Source organism: Micromonospora alfalfae (assembly GCF_022230925.1).
GTDB classification, from domain to species: Bacteria; Actinomycetota; Actinomycetes; order Mycobacteriales; family Micromonosporaceae; genus Micromonospora; species Micromonospora alfalfae.
Map to the genome: position 1 here is coordinate 307,114 of NZ_JAKKFH010000045.1, position 13,762 is coordinate 320,875.

The following is a 13,762-nucleotide window of genomic DNA, read 5'->3' on the forward strand; positions in this document are numbered from 1 at the left end:
ACAGCGAAACCCAACCCAACCAGTCAGCGGGCCGGGCAGCGCTGCCCTTCCGGTGGCACCGTCAGGTCGATCAGGTAGGCGTCGACAGCGTTGGTGATGCAGGAGGTCTGCGGATACGCGGTGTGGCCCTCGCCCTCCCAGGTGAGCACCCGGCCGACGCCCAGCATCGAGGCGAGCCGTGGGGTCTGCTCGTACGGCGTCGCCGGGTCGCCGGTGGTGCCGACCACCACGATCGGCGGCGCGCCGTTCGCCTTGCCCGTCGGGTACGGGTCGCGCCCGCCCGGCCACTCCACGCAGCTCAGCATGCCGACCGCCAACGCCGGCCCGAACAGTGGGTATTTCCCGCGCCACTCGGACTGCAACCGGCGGATCTGCTCCCGGCTCGGCTTCTCCGTCTCGTCGGCGCAGTTGATGGCCAGGTTGGCGTCGAACAGGTTCGAGTAGTGCCCGTCGTTCTCCCGGCCGGCGTACGCGTCGGCGAGCCGGAACACGTCCTTCGGGTCGCCCTCGGCGAGCTTGTCGATCGCCTGGGCCAGCTCCTGCCAGCCGGATTCGGTGTAGAGCGAGGAGATGACGGCGTAGAAGACCCAGCCGCTGGTGGCCTCCCGCCCGTCGGCGCCGCGTACCGGGGAGACCTTGGCCTTGTCGATGGCCGAGGTGACAGCGGCGCGGGCGTCCGGTGCGATCGGGCAGCGGCCGGCGTTCGCCGCGCACCAGCGGGTGAAGTTGGTGAAGGCCCGTTCGAAGCCGCGGGCCTGGCTCTCCGAGCCCTCGACCAGTCGCTGCTGCGGGTCGACAGCGCCGTCGAGCACCAGCGCCCGCACCCGCTGCGGGTAGAGCTGGGCGTACGTGGCACCGAGCAGGGTGCCGTACGAGTAGCCCAGGTAGGTGAGCTTGTCGTCGCCCACTGCGGCGCGTACCGCGTCCATGTCGCGGGCGGCCTGCTCGGTGCCGTACAGCGGCAACTGGTCGCCGTAGCGGTCGCCGCAGCCGCGCCCGATCCGCTGGCTCAGGCCGACGAAGCCGTCGAACGCCGACTGGCTCGCCGGATCCGGATCGAAACCGAAGCTGGCGTCCAGGTCGGCGTCGGAGATGCACTTCACCGGGCTGGACCGGGCGACCCCGCGCGGGTCGAAGCCGACAATGTCGAAGCGCTCGGTGATCGAGGCGGGCAGCCCGCCGAACTGGGGGCCGAAGGAGAGGTAGACGGCGGTGTCGACACCGGAACCACCCGGACCACCCGGGTTGATCACCAACGAGCCCACCCGGTCGCGCTGCTTGGTGGAGCGGGCGCGCAGCAGGGCGATCTCGAAGGTCTGCCCGGCGCCTGGGCCGGCGCTCGCCCCGCCGCCGGTGCCCCAGTCACGGGGCACCGCGATCCGGGTGCACTCGTAGCGCATGTTCGGTGCGCTCCGCCCGACCAGTTCGTCGGGCACCTCCGGGCAGGGCCGCCAGTTCGGTGCGCTGCCGGTCGGGGCGGCCGCGCCCTCCACCTCGGTGCGCGGCGCGAACGCCGGCAGCGTGCAACCCGCTGTGAGCAGCGCGGCGACGACGAAGGCGGCCAGAGTGCGACGGACCCGGCGGCGGGACGCCATCCGAGGCTGGTCGGCGGTGCGGGTCACGTGGTCCTCCGGAATCGGGTCGACGGCCAGGCTACGCCGAGCCGGTGGCGGCTCGGTCCACGGTGGCCGTCGGGTCGCCGCGCAGCACCTGATCCACGTCGAAGCGGATCGGCCGGTCGAGTTGGTCGTAGCGGCAGGACCGGGGGTCGCGGTCCGGGCGCCACCGGACGAACTGCGCGGTGTGCCGGAACCGTTCACCCTCCATGGCGTCGTAGCTCACCTCGACCACCAGCTCGGGGCGCACCGGCTCCCACTCCAGGTTCTTCGTGCCGGTCCACCGGCTGACCCCACCCGGGATGCGTTGGCCACGCTCGTGGTCGCCGTGCACCCAGGGGTGCACACCGCCGGTGTCCCGATAGGGCGCCAGCTCGTCGAGCAACTCGGCGCGGCGGGCCATGCTGAACGACGCGCTCACGCCCACGTGGTGCAGCACCCCGGCGTCGTCGTACAGGCCGAGCAGCAGCGAGCCCACCACCGGGCCGGACTTGTGCCAGCGGAAGCCGGCCACCACAGCGTCAGCGGTGCGGGCGTGCTTGACCTTGAACATCAGTCGCTTGCCCGGCTCGTACGGCAGATCGGCCGGCTTGACCATCAGACCGTCCAGCCCGGCGCCCTCGAAGACGTCGAACCAGCGCCGCGCCGTGTCCGGGTCGGTGGTGACCTGGGTGACGTGCACCGGCGGGCGTACCCCGGCCAGCGCTTCGACCAGCCGCTCCCGGCGGCGCGGGTAGGGCTGGTCGAGCAGTGCCTCGTCACCGATCGCCAGCAGGTCGAACGCGACAAAGTCGGCCGGGGTGGTCTCGGCCAGCATCTTCACCCGGGACGCGGCCGGGTGGACCCGCTGGGCCAGCAGCTCGAAGTCGAGCCGGGGCTGGCCGCTCGGCCCGTCGCGCCGAATCACGATCAGCTCCCCGTCGACAGCGCACCGCTCCGGAAGCTGCCGGCGGGCCTGCTCGACCACCTCGGGGAAGTAGCGGGTCATCGACTTGCCGCCCCGGCTGGCCAACTCCACCTCGTCGCCGTCGCGGAACACGATGCACCGGAACCCGTCCCACTTGGGCTCGTAGGTCACCCCGGGCGTGGTGGGCAGCTTGGGAACGCTCTTGGCCAGCATCGGCTCGACCGGCGGGTTGATCGGCAGGTCCACGCCGACCAGTCAATCAGACGGTGCCGACAGTCGTGAGGCAGATCACCGTGGACGACGGGGCGGCGTGTCCGCCTACGCGTCGCTCGTCCCCACCGGGCGAATCGAATAACCCCAGCTCAGAGCTACTTTCGCGAGGTGTCCGAGTGGGTCTGTGACTGCTGCGGGCGGTGGCGGGTGAGCGTCGAGCTGATCCGGGGCCGCTACCGCTTCCGGCTGACCCGCCGCTACCCGCAACGGTTCGGCGGCGGCCGGAACGTGCTCGGCGAGGTCGGTTCGGTGCCCGAGTTGGAGGAGCTGTTGCGTCGGCGTACCCCGCTCACACTGGCCGACCTGCACGAGGCCGCCTGACCCGGGCGGCGGCGTGTGGCCGGGAACCTTCGGGTGCCGGGCCCAGGTGCCTCCACTGAGGAGAGACGGCGCTTGAAGGTCGCTGTCACACTGCTCCCGGCGGCCTCGTCTGCACCCGTGGTGGTGCCGAGCGGCGTCGCCGGGGAGGGGACGCCATGCGGTTCGAGGCCGATACCGAAGTCGCCGCGAAAGCCGAGCAGATCTGGGCGGTGCTGGTCGACGTGCCCCGCTGGCCCGAATGGACGGGTTCGGTGACCCGGGCCGAGCGGGGGGAGTCGGGTCCGCTGACCGTCGGCGCGACAGCACGACTGACCCAGCCGAAGCTGCGGCCGGCGCTCTGGCAGGTCACCGAGCTGACCGAGGAGCGGGAGTTCGTCTGGGTCTCCGCCGCGCCGGGTGTGCGGACCACTGGGGAGCACCGGCTGCTGCCGCTGCCCGACGGTCGTACCCGCGTCGAGCTGGTCATCGACCAGTCCGGCCCGCTGGCCGGCCTGATCGGCTGGCTCTACGGCGGGCTGTTCCGCCGCTACGTGCGGATGGAGGCCGACGGGCTCAGGCGTCGCTGCGAGCGGAGCTGACGGCCGGCTTCTCCAGCACTGCCAACGAGATGCCGTTCGGGTCCGGGCGGTGCGCCACGATCCGGTAGCCGTGCCGCTGGTACAACCGCAGGTTGCGCCCGCTGTCCGCCCCGGTGAACAGGGTGAAGCGGGCCGCCCGGCCGGCGCAGACCCGCTCGATGGCGGTGAGCAGTTGCGCCCCGACACCCCGCCCCTGCTGGTCCGGAGCGACCGACAGACGGCCGACGTGCGCGGTGTCCCCGTCCAGGTGGGCCCGCACCGAGCCGACCAGCCGGTGACCCAACCGGGCGGCGAGCACGGTGCCCGGGCCGGTCAGCACCGTCACGACCTCGTCCAACGTCTCGGTCAGCGGAGGCAGGAACGGATCGTTGTAGTGCTGCGCCTCGCTCAGGTACGCGGCACGCTGCACCGTGAGGATCTCGCCGGCGTCCACGACACCGGCCGGAACGATGCTCGCCTCGGCGTTCATCCGGGCAGCACACCACAGCGGCCGTTGTCATCGACGGGCGGCCCGACCGCGCCGGCCGTACCCTGACCCGTGTCCGGTCGAGCTCGAGGGGGCAACGGTGGCCGAGCTGACGTACCCGGAGGTGGGGTCGACCCGGCACGGGCCGCTGCCCGGCGGGTACCACCACCTGCGCCACCGGTATCCGTTGCCCGGCGGCTCCTTCGAGACCGCCGCCGACGCGGTGCTGAGCTGGCGGCTGCACCGCGCCGCTGGCGTCCGGATTCGCACCGACGCGCCGCGAGCCACCACCGGTGTCCTGGTGACCTCCGGCCTCGGCGTCGGTCCGGCCCGCCTCTGGGGGCCCTGCCAGGTGGTCTGGAGCGAGGACTCGCCCACGCTCGCCGGTTTCGGCTACGGCACCCTGCCCGGGCACCCGGAGCGGGGCGAGGAGGCCTTCGAGGTCGTCCGCGACGACAGCGGCGCGGTCTGGTTCGAGGTCCGCGCGTTCAGCCTGCCGGACCGCTGGTTCACCCGCGCCGGAGGCCCGGCGGTACGGGCCGTGCAGCACGCGTACGCCTGGTGGCTCGGCCGTACCCTGCGTCGGCTCTGCGCGGGTCGCTGAAACACCTGGCGCTGGAGCGACTCAGAACCTGGCGAACGAGCGGATCGGGGCGCGCGGGCCGTACTTCGGCGCCCGGATGCCGGCCGCCTCCAGCAGCAGACAGACCCGGCCCCGGTGACCTCGGAACGGCTCCAGCAGGGCCATCATCCGGGCATCGTCGCCCCTCGGTTCGCCAGCGAGCGCCCAGGCCACCGCGTTCGGGATGTGGTAGTCGCCGACGCTGACCGCGTCCGGGTCGCCGTACGCGATCCGGACCACCTCGGCGGCCGTCCACGGCCCGATGCCGGGGATCGCGGTCAGCCGGCGGGTGGCGTCGGTGGCGTCGGTGCTGCGCTCCAGGCGGTCGGCGAGCGCGGCGGCGCGACGGAGCGTGTCGGCGCGCCGCTGCTCCACCCCGAACGGGTGGAACACCCAGTACGGGGCCGCGGCCACGGTGGCTGCCGCGGGCGGCAGGAGCAGCGGCTGCAACGGGCCGGGAGCCGGCTCCCGGAAGTGCCGCACCATCGCCGCGTACGCCCGGTAGGCCTCCTTGCCGGTGACCTTCTGCTCGAAGACCGCGCGTAGCAGTCGGGGGAAGACCTCCCCGGTCGCGGGCATCCGCAGGCCCCGGTGCTCCCGGGCCAGCCGGGCGACCAACGGGTGCGCCGCTGCCAGCTCGGTGAAGCCGGTCAGGTCGTCGCGCAGCCCCGCGATCGCGTCGGCGCGGGCGAGGACGTGCTCGGCGCCCGGCCCGTACCCCTCCGCGAGCAACTCGCCGCCAGCCGGTCGCAGCGCGAGCGTGGCCGGACCGTCCGGGGTGCGGGTGGCCCACCAGAAGGTGCCGGCCGCCACCCGGGCGCACGGATCGTACGGGCTGAAGGTGAGCGCGCGGACCGAGGCGGCCAGCCGGTAGCCGACCGGTGGGCGCAGCACCCTGGTCGCGGCGGGTTCGGTCTCGGTCACCCCGCTACTCTGCCAGGTCACGGTGGGGGTTGACGACCGCCGTACCGGTCCGGCCCGGGAACCCGCCCCGGACACGACGGTGGCCGGCCGCGCCCTCCCCGGCGACGACCGACCACCGTGCCCTCGTGGGCGACCAGGCTCAGTACGAGTAGCCCGCGCCCCCGGCGTCGTTCGAGCCGCTGTCCGCCGGCGGTGCGACCGCCTTGGGCGTGCCCTTGGGCAGGCAGCTCAGGTTCTTCTTGCCGTCCGGCTGGACCACGAACCAGGTGCCACCGACAGCCTGGCCCTTCCACTGGCCGGGCTTCTTGTCACCGATGTAGCGGTAGACCGGCCAGCCGCCGACGGTGAGCTGCCGGGTGCCGTCCTGCCGGGTCACGCTGCTGACCTTGTCGTCCGAGACGCCGGTGAGTTCCGGGTTGCCGTCGGTCAGTGCCGGGGGCCACACCTCGGCGCACTTGTCGACGCAGTTCGACGACGGCGGGTCGGCGGTGTCCTTGTCGAAGCGGTACAGGATCCAGCCGTCCTGGTCGGTGACCACCTTGCCCATCCGGGCGACACTCTTACCGACCAACTTCTCGGTCAGGTCGACGTCCGCGGGCGGGGCGTCGGCGGCGGGCGCCTCCGCGGAAGCCGAGGCCTCAGGTTCAACCGTCGCGGTGGGCTCGGCCGCGGCGACGGCGACCGGCTCGGCCGCGCTCGAGTTCGCCCCGTCGTAACCCGCGGGAGCGCAGGCCGTTAGTGCGACCATCGCGCTCGCGACGATGACGGTCCGCTTCATCTGTGCCACGTGCCCTCCTCATTCTTGACAGTTCACCCATAGGTACGGCGGGCAGGCTGTCAAGGTTGAAGTAGTAACAGTGGTCAATTTCACGTAATCCGATTGAACCGTTTCCCGCCGCCATGCGTACGCCCCCGCGAGGGACCCTTCACGCAACGACAGATCGGCGCCGGTCATTGTGGCAATGACCGGCGCCGATGCGGTAGGCGCGCTTACATGGGTACGGTGACCAGCGGACTCGCCACGCCGTTGGCATCCACCGACTGCACCTGGAGCTGCTTGATGTCAGGCGGCAGAGCCGACGTCGTGGCGCTCAGTTCGAGACCCTGCGGCCGGGTGTTGGTGCCATACCCGCCCTCCGGCACCGACCAGGTGGAGATGACCTCGGTGGTGGCGTTCTTGCGTACCACCACCAGTCGGCAGATGCGTGGGCCGGGCAGCTTCCGCAGGCTGAAATTGATCCGGGTGCCGTAGTCCTTGGTCACCAGGAACATCGTGGTCTGCACACCGGTGGTCGGGTCGGTCGCCTCGACCTGATCGCCCTCCACCTCGGTGCCGCCCACACCCGGGCCGCTCGGCGCGGCCGTCGGCACGCTCGTCGTCGGGTCGTTCGGCGCGCTCGGCGTCGACTCGGCGAGCACCCCCGGCGGTTGCTCGTTCCCGGTCACGCTGACGAAGCCGTACCCGGTCAGACCGCCGAAGACCACGATCGCGGCGGCCGTAGCGAGCATGTGACGAAACCGGGTACGCCGCCGGTCGGCCCGGACGGCGCCGAGCGTCCGGTCCAGCAGAGCCGGGTCGGTCGCCGTCTGCTCCAGCGCCATCATCGTCTCGCCGTCGATGTCGGAGAGCAGCCCGACCACCGGCACCATCGTCTCCAACTCGGCCGCGCACGCCCAGCAGGTGGCGAGATGCTCCTCGAACCGCTCAGTGTCCTGCTCATCGAGCACACCGAGCGCGTACGCCGCGACGTCCATATGGTCCGGCCGGCTCATTCTGTCACCCCCCGCTCCTGCAGAGCCGTGCGCAGCGCGCGCAGCGCGTAGTAGACCCTCGACTTGGCCGTGCCGAGCGGCAGACCCAACTCCTCGGCGGCCTCCGGCACCGTCCGCCCCCGGAAGTACGTCGAGATCAGGATCTCCCGGTGCGACTGACTGAGCGTACGCAGCGCGTCCGCCACAGTCATGGTCCGCAGCACCCGGTCGGTGCTGTCCGCCTCGGCGAACGCGGTGAGGTCCCGGTCGTACGTCTCCGGCGGCCGGGCCTCCTGGCTGCGGTGCTCGTCGATGGCGATGCGGCGGGCCACAGTGACCAACCACGGCCGAAGCGAACCCTGCCCCTGGGTGCCCAGGCGGTGCGCGTTGCGCCAGGCCCGCAGCAGCGTCTCCTGGACGATGTCCTCCGCGCGCTGCCGGTCCCCCCCGGTCAGGCGCATGACGAACATCAGCAACGGGCCGGCATGCTCGGCGTAGAGCTGACGGATCAACTGGTCGGAGTGGCTGGCCTCGGTTGTCGTCGCCTGATGGCGTCCGGGCGCCGGTCGCGGCGTCACCGGACCATTCTGGCGAGGCGTCGCCCGCGCGTCGACCCCCCGGGCAGACGAGGTTGACCGTGACGAGGGTCGCGCCGACAACCAGTCAGCGCGTACCGCGTCGCCATGCCAACCGGCCGCCACCGCGTGCATGCAGACCTCCGGGATGTCCGTGACCAACGCCGGCCCACGAGGTGGGCCGCCCGGTGGTACGCAGCGCCGGCCCCAGCGGATCAACAAACGACGGAAAAACTTCCCCACCGATATGGAGTGGACGGTCAGCGGCGCACCGAGAACAGCCCCGGCGGTGGCGGATCGGAGCCGGTCGCGTCGGCGTCCCGCACCACCTGCGCGCCACCGACGAAGCGGTCCAGGTCGTCGCCGGCCACCACCCGACCGGGGAACCAGTCACCGGCGGCGCGTCTGGTCAGCTCCGGCACCGGCGGTGCGGACCGCCCGGCGACCAGCACCAGATTGCCGTACCGGCGCCCCCGCAGCACCGCCGCGTCCCCGACCAGACACGCCTGCGGCAGCACCGAACGGACCGTGGCGACCTGCCCACGGGCGTGCCGCAGCGGCGGACCGTCGGCCAGGTTCGCCAGGTACCAACCGGCGGGGCGCAGCACCCGGGCCACCTCGGCCGCGTACTCCACAGACGTGAGGTGGGCCGGCGTACGCGCACCGGCGAACACATCGGCGACCACCACGTCGTAGCTGGCCTCCCGGGTGGACGCCAGCACCGCGCGGGCATCCTCCACCCGGACCCGCAAGCGGGCGTCGGACGGCCACGGCAACGCCCGACGGACCAGCTCCACCAGCGCACCGTCCACCTCGGACACCCGCTGGGTCGATCCGGGTCGGGTGGCGGAGACGTACCGGGGCAGGGTCAGCGCGCCACCACCCAGATGCAGCACCCGCAGCGGCGCACCGGCAGGTGCGATCAGATCCACTGCCGCGGCCAACCGCCGCACGTACTCGAACTCCAGGTGGGTGGGATCGGTCAGGTCGACGTGCGACTGCGGCGCGCCGTCGAGCAGCAGCGTCCACGAGCCGGCACGATCCGGATCCGGCACCAACTCCGCCAGCCCGGTGTCCACCTGCTCGACCACCCGGTCACCAGCCCGTTTACGCCCCACCGGAACCAGTCTCCGCGCTCATCGGGCGGCCCGGGCCGCGGCGGTCAACGCGCGGTGCAGCAGCCGGGAATCGCCGAGCAGGGCCCGCAGTCGACGCTCCAGACCGGCGATCGGGATCAGGTTCTGCGGGGCCCGCGGATCCTTGTACGGGGTGGAAGCGAAGCGCGGCAGGGTCGCCAGCGACAGGTCGGCCAGCTCGATCGCCGCCTCGACGGGCAGGTCGGCGGAGCACTCCACCCGGACGATGCCCGCCCACGGCGCGCCGATCGCCACCGGCAGCCGCAAATACCACGACCAACCGCCCCAGGCGGTGCCGAGCCGGAACACCGGGGAGCGCTCACCCGACGCCATGCCCGTCACCACCGCGGTCAGCCGGGCATCCAGGTACTGACTGTGCTGCGTCTTGATGTAGCCCAGGGTGCGCGGCAACTGCCGGCGACTACGCAACGGGCCGTCCACCACCAACAGGTCACCGTCGACCCGGGCGGCGTCGGACACCGCCACCTCCAACGCGGTCAGCGGGCCCTGCACGGCCGCCGGCAGCTTCGCCAGCTCACCGGTGCCACCCACCCTGTGCACCGGGTAACGGATCGCACCCGCCACCACGTCCTGCGCCGAGGGGCTCGCGGTGAACAGGCCCCGACCAACCCGGGTGCCCGCCAACTGCGCCGCACCCCGACCCAGGTCACACCGGACCACCCCGGCCGCATACGAGGCGGCCAACCCGGGGAACGACACGCCGTCGGTCTCCGCCGTCCAGATGCTCGCGTCGATGCGGCGAACCCCGTCGACGAGCAACACCACGTCGGGCGCCCGCACCCCGGGGCGTACCCCGATCGCCCGCCAGTCCACGGCGGGCAGCTCCACGTCCGCGTCGACCTGGGCGCTGCTCGGCGCGGCCGGCCCGGCGGCGGACGCCTCGAACGACGCCCCGTACGCCGGATCCCACGAATCGACGAAGAACGCGGCGTCACTCACCGGCCCGTCCGCTCCACGCGCGCTGACCGGGCATCCTTGCGCACCTCGAAGCGGACCGGGATCCGCTCGGCCAACGCCGGCACGTGGGTGACCACCCCGACCATCCGATCGCCCCGGGCCGCCAGGTTCTCCAGGGTCGCCGCCACCGTGTCCAGGGTGGCGGCGTCGAGCGTGCCGAAACCCTCGTCCAGGACTATCGACTCCAGGCTGGCCGCAGTGGTGGACATCCCGGCCAACTGCTCGGAGAGCGCCAACGCCAGCGCCAGCGACGCCTGGAACGTCTCACCCCCGGAGAGGGTGCGCACGCCGCGACGCAGCCCCGCGTCATGGTGGTCCACCACCACGAACTCACCCTTGTCGTGCACCAGCTCGTACTGCCCGGAGGACAGCTCGCGCAGGATCCCCGACGCGCCGTCGACCAGCAGGTCCAACGCCTCCGCCAGCAACCACCGCTCGAAGTTGTTGGCCCGCAGGTGCCCGGCGAGCGCGCGCGCCACCTGCGCCTCCCGCTCGTGCCCCGCCCGCTGCTCGCGCAACGTCCCGGCCTGCTCGCGACGCTCGTGCAGCCGCCGTCGGTCGGCGTCGGCCCGCTCCACCGCCACCGTCGCCGCGTGCACCGGGTCGTCCCCGACCGGCACGTCGGCGGCGGCGAAGATGCCAGCGATCTCCCGCTGCACCCCGTCGGCCACCGACTCGGCCTCCGCCACGGCGGCGGCCCGACCGGCCCGCTCGACGCGGCGGCGGTCCGCCTCGGTGGTCGCCCACTCGGTCAGCGTCGCCCACGCGGCAGCCACGTCGTCCCGATCGGTCGCCGGTGGGCCGAACCGGGCCAACCCGTCACGGGCGGTGTCAAAGGCCCGCCACGCCGAGCGCAGCCGCTCCTCGGCGGCGTCCACAGCGGCCCGAGCCTGCCGAGCGGTCTCGCGACCGGCCCGAACCGCGGTCGCCGCCTCCTCCAGCGCACGCCGCAACCGGGCGTGCTCGGCCAACTCCCGGCGCAGCACGGCCGGCTCAGCCGCGCCGGAGAGCTGCCCGTCCAGCTCGGCCAACCGGGCCTCCGTCTGCTCCTGCCGGGCTCGCGCCTGCACCAGCAGCCGCTCCAGCTCCCGCGCCGCCGTGTCCCGCTCCTGCACCGTCGCCTGCGCGGCCTTGGTAGCGGCCCGCGCGGCCTTGCCCGCCGCCGTCGCGGCCGCCACCGCCGAATCGGCCGGCACCGCCGGCACCTCGGCCACCGGCTGCTCGCACACCGGGCACGCCGCGCCGGCATGCAGGTGGACCCGCAGGCTCACCGCCAGGTCGGTGGCCTTCGCCTCCTCGTGCGCCCGGAAGGCCGCCTCCAGCTCGGCGTCGGCCCGCTCGGCGACCACCCGTGCGGCGGCCAGCGCCGCCACCGAGGCGGCGTGCTCGTCATTCGCCGCGCGCACCGTCGCCCGGACCGTTTCCGCCTCGCCGGACAGCCGATCCCGATCGTCGTACGCCCGCAGTTGCAGTCGCAGCGCGCTCTCGTCACCGGCGGCGGCCAGCTCGCCGCGCAGCTTGTCCTCCCGCTCCTCGGCCAGCGACACCCCGGTCGCCGCCGCCTCGGCGTCGGCCCGTGCCGCGGCGACCGCGCGAGCGACGGCGGCCACCCCGGCCGGCGCGCGCACCCCGGCCAGCACTGTCAACTCGTCGTCCAGTGCGGTCAGCGCCGCCGCGGCCTCCCCGGCGGTGACCCGGGCCGCCGCCAGCTCCGGCACCGCCTCGGCCACCGCGGCCGCCAGCTCGGCCATCCGCTCCACCCGGGCGTCGGCCTCGGCCAACGCCTCGTCGTCCACGCCGGTCAACCCGGCGAGCACCTGGTCGACCGCCTCCAGCCGGGCCTCCGCCTGCGCGGCGCGCGCCGTCGCCTTCTTCTGCACGTCCTCGTAGACGCCCAGGCCCAGCAGGTTGACCAGGATCTGTTGCCGGGTCGCCGGCTTGGCGTGCAGGAAGTCGGCGAACTGCCCCTGCGGCAGCACCACACAGCTGGTGAACTGCTCGTACGGCAGCCCGACCGCCTCCAGCACCGCCTGCTCCATCTCGGCAGGGGTGCCGGCCACCACCTCACCGAGGTCGTCCGGGCTCAACCCGGTGTCGAGTTTGGTCACGTCGAAGCCGGCCGGCATCAGCTGCAACCCGGCGTTCGCGGTCTTCACGTTGCCCCGGCCGTCCCGGCGGACCACCCGGGTCGCCACGTACCGGGCGCCGCCGGACTCGAAGACCAGGCGGACCCGCGCCTCGGTCGCCGACGGCGCGAGCGCGTTCGCCAACCCTCGGGCACCACCCCAGCGGGGCACCATGCCGTAGAGGGCGAAGCAGATCGCGTCCAGCACTGTCGACTTGCCCGAACCGGTCGGGCCGATCAGCGCGAAGAAGTCGGCGTCGGTGAAGTCGACTGTGGTCTCGTCTCGGAAGACAGTGAACCCGGCCATGTCCAACCGCATCGGACGCATCAGTGCTCGACCTCCTCGAAAAGCTCGTCGAAGAGCTCCCGGACACCCTCGTCGGCGTGGCCCCGGCTGTCCAGGTAGTCGGCGAACAACTCCCGGGGCGAACGCCCCGACCGCTGGGCGATGCGCGCCCCGCTGCCCGGCGCGGCCAACAGCTCCGGGTCGATCCGGATCTCCAGAGCCCGGGGGAGCAGCTCCTGGACCTCCTCGCGCAGGCCGGCGCGGGGCTGCTCCCGCACGTACACCCGCAGCCACGCGTCCGGCGCCTCGATCTCGGCGAGCTGGGCCAGGGTGCCCCGCACCGTCCGCAGCGCGCTCGCCGCCGTCACCGGCACCTCCCGCACCCGGGCTGCGGTGCTGGCCGTCACCTCGACAATCGTCACCGAGGGGATGTTCTCCTGCTCACCGAAGTCCACAGCGAGCGGACTGCCGCTGTACCGCACCGGGCAGGGGCCCGCGACCCGCTGCGCCCGGTGCAGGTGACCCAGCGCCACGTAGTGCGCGGTGGCCGGAAAGACGGTGGCCGGAACGGCGTAGCCCAACACCGTGTGCGCGTCGCGCTCGCCACCACCGGCGGCCGCGCCGGTCACCGTCAGATGCGCGGTGACCAGGTGCACCCGGTCCGGTTCGGTGAATCCCTCGGTCAGTCGCCCCAGCACCCGGCCCAGGTGGTCGGCGTACGTCTGATTGGTCTCCGCGGCGGTCAGCTCGTACATCTCCAACGCGCGCACCGCGTACCGCTGGGACAGGAACGGCAACGCGGCCAGCCGCCACCGCTCGCCACCTGCTGTGGTGCCGTCGATGACGTGCTCGTCCGGGTTTTCCCGCACCCCGCCGCGCAGCGTGATGCCGGCGGCATCGGCCCAGGGGCGTAGCGCGTCCAGCGCCGGGCCGTTGTCGTGGTTGCCGCCGATCGCCACGACGTCCGCGCCGGTCCGCCGCAACGCCGTCAACGCCCTGGTGACCAGGCGGGTCGCCTCCGAGCTGGGCGCCGCGGTGTCGTAGAGGTCACCTGCGACGATCACCAGATCCGGCTGTTCGGCACGGGCGATCTCGATCACCCCGGCCAGCACGGCCTTGTGCTCGTCGGCCCGGGACTGCCCCTTGAGCACCTTTCCCACGTGCCAGTCGGAGGTGTGCAGGATCTTCATGGCTGTGCCGGCC

Annotated in this window: 14 protein-coding genes; 3 read left to right on the forward strand and 11 right to left on the reverse strand. The window is 73.1% G+C overall.

Annotated features, from left to right (window positions below; all coding sequences use genetic code 11):
• Positions 1–23: 23 nt before the first annotated feature.
• The gene (locus tag MED01_RS30405; RefSeq protein WP_238671982.1) at positions 24–1,595 is read right to left on the reverse strand and encodes an alpha/beta hydrolase; all 1,572 of its coding nucleotides are present in this window, start codon (positions 1,593–1,595) and stop codon (positions 24–26) included.
• Between the two features lie 58 nt (positions 1,596–1,653).
• Positions 1,654–2,769 (reverse strand): ATP-dependent DNA ligase, encoded by a 1,116-nt coding sequence (locus MED01_RS30410; RefSeq protein ID WP_238671894.1) that lies wholly within the window; start codon positions 2,767–2,769, stop codon positions 1,654–1,656.
• A gap of 135 nt (positions 2,770–2,904) precedes the next feature.
• Here MED01_RS30410 and MED01_RS30415 point away from each other — a divergent pair, with 135 nt between their 5' ends.
• On the forward strand, positions 2,905–3,117 hold the full coding sequence (locus MED01_RS30415) for a hypothetical protein (RefSeq protein WP_030488637.1): 213 nt from the start codon (positions 2,905–2,907) through the stop codon (positions 3,115–3,117).
• Positions 3,118–3,272: 155 nt separating this feature from the next.
• Positions 3,273–3,695: an SRPBCC family protein gene (locus tag MED01_RS30420; RefSeq protein ID WP_238671895.1), complete on the forward strand. Its 423-nt coding sequence runs from the start codon at positions 3,273–3,275 to the stop codon at positions 3,693–3,695.
• On the opposite strand, the gene MED01_RS30425 is transcribed toward MED01_RS30420, so the two are convergent.
• Positions 3,670–4,164, reverse strand: a complete 495-nt coding sequence (locus MED01_RS30425; RefSeq protein ID WP_238671896.1) for a GNAT family N-acetyltransferase — start codon at positions 4,162–4,164, stop codon at positions 3,670–3,672. The genes MED01_RS30420 and MED01_RS30425 overlap by 26 nt on opposite strands.
• A gap of 97 nt (positions 4,165–4,261) precedes the next feature.
• Between MED01_RS30425 and MED01_RS30430 the strand changes: the two genes are divergently transcribed.
• A complete protein-coding gene (locus MED01_RS30430; RefSeq protein WP_238671897.1) occupies positions 4,262–4,765 on the forward strand; it encodes a DUF1990 domain-containing protein in 504 nt (167 codons plus the stop codon).
• Positions 4,766–4,786: 21 nt separating this feature from the next.
• On the opposite strand, the gene MED01_RS30435 is transcribed toward MED01_RS30430, so the two are convergent.
• From MED01_RS30435 to MED01_RS30470, 8 genes are all read right to left on the reverse strand, one after another.
• Positions 4,787–5,707 carry a DNA-3-methyladenine glycosylase family protein gene (locus tag MED01_RS30435; protein ID WP_238671898.1) on the reverse strand — a complete coding sequence of 307 codons (921 nt, stop codon included), beginning with the start codon at positions 5,705–5,707 and terminating at the stop codon, positions 4,787–4,789.
• A 139-nt stretch (positions 5,708–5,846) separates the two neighbouring features.
• The gene (locus MED01_RS30440; protein WP_238671899.1) at positions 5,847–6,494 is read right to left on the reverse strand and encodes a hypothetical protein; all 648 of its coding nucleotides are present in this window, start codon (positions 6,492–6,494) and stop codon (positions 5,847–5,849) included.
• Positions 6,495–6,697: 203 nt separating this feature from the next.
• The gene (locus tag MED01_RS30445; protein ID WP_238671900.1) at positions 6,698–7,480 is read right to left on the reverse strand and encodes an anti-sigma factor family protein; all 783 of its coding nucleotides are present in this window, start codon (positions 7,478–7,480) and stop codon (positions 6,698–6,700) included.
• Positions 7,477–8,169: a sigma-70 family RNA polymerase sigma factor gene (locus MED01_RS30450; RefSeq protein WP_091400696.1), complete on the reverse strand. Its 693-nt coding sequence runs from the start codon at positions 8,167–8,169 to the stop codon at positions 7,477–7,479. Before MED01_RS30450 ends, MED01_RS30445 begins: the two co-directional genes overlap by 4 nt.
• Positions 8,170–8,294: 125 nt before the next feature.
• On the reverse strand, positions 8,295–9,152 hold the full coding sequence (locus tag MED01_RS30455; protein WP_238671901.1) for a spermidine synthase: 858 nt from the start codon (positions 9,150–9,152) through the stop codon (positions 8,295–8,297).
• An 18-nt stretch (positions 9,153–9,170) separates the two neighbouring features.
• The gene (locus MED01_RS30460) at positions 9,171–10,130 is read right to left on the reverse strand and encodes a hypothetical protein (RefSeq protein WP_238671902.1); all 960 of its coding nucleotides are present in this window, start codon (positions 10,128–10,130) and stop codon (positions 9,171–9,173) included.
• A complete protein-coding gene (locus MED01_RS30465) occupies positions 10,127–12,601 on the reverse strand; it encodes an AAA family ATPase (protein WP_238671903.1) in 2,475 nt (824 codons plus the stop codon). The genes MED01_RS30460 and MED01_RS30465 overlap by 4 nt, the downstream gene beginning before the upstream one ends.
• Entirely contained in the window at positions 12,601–13,749 is a 1,149-nt protein-coding gene (locus tag MED01_RS30470; RefSeq protein ID WP_238671904.1) for an exonuclease SbcCD subunit D, read from the reverse strand. Before MED01_RS30470 ends, MED01_RS30465 begins: the two co-directional genes overlap by 1 nt.
• Between the last annotated feature and the right edge of the window lie 13 nt (positions 13,750–13,762).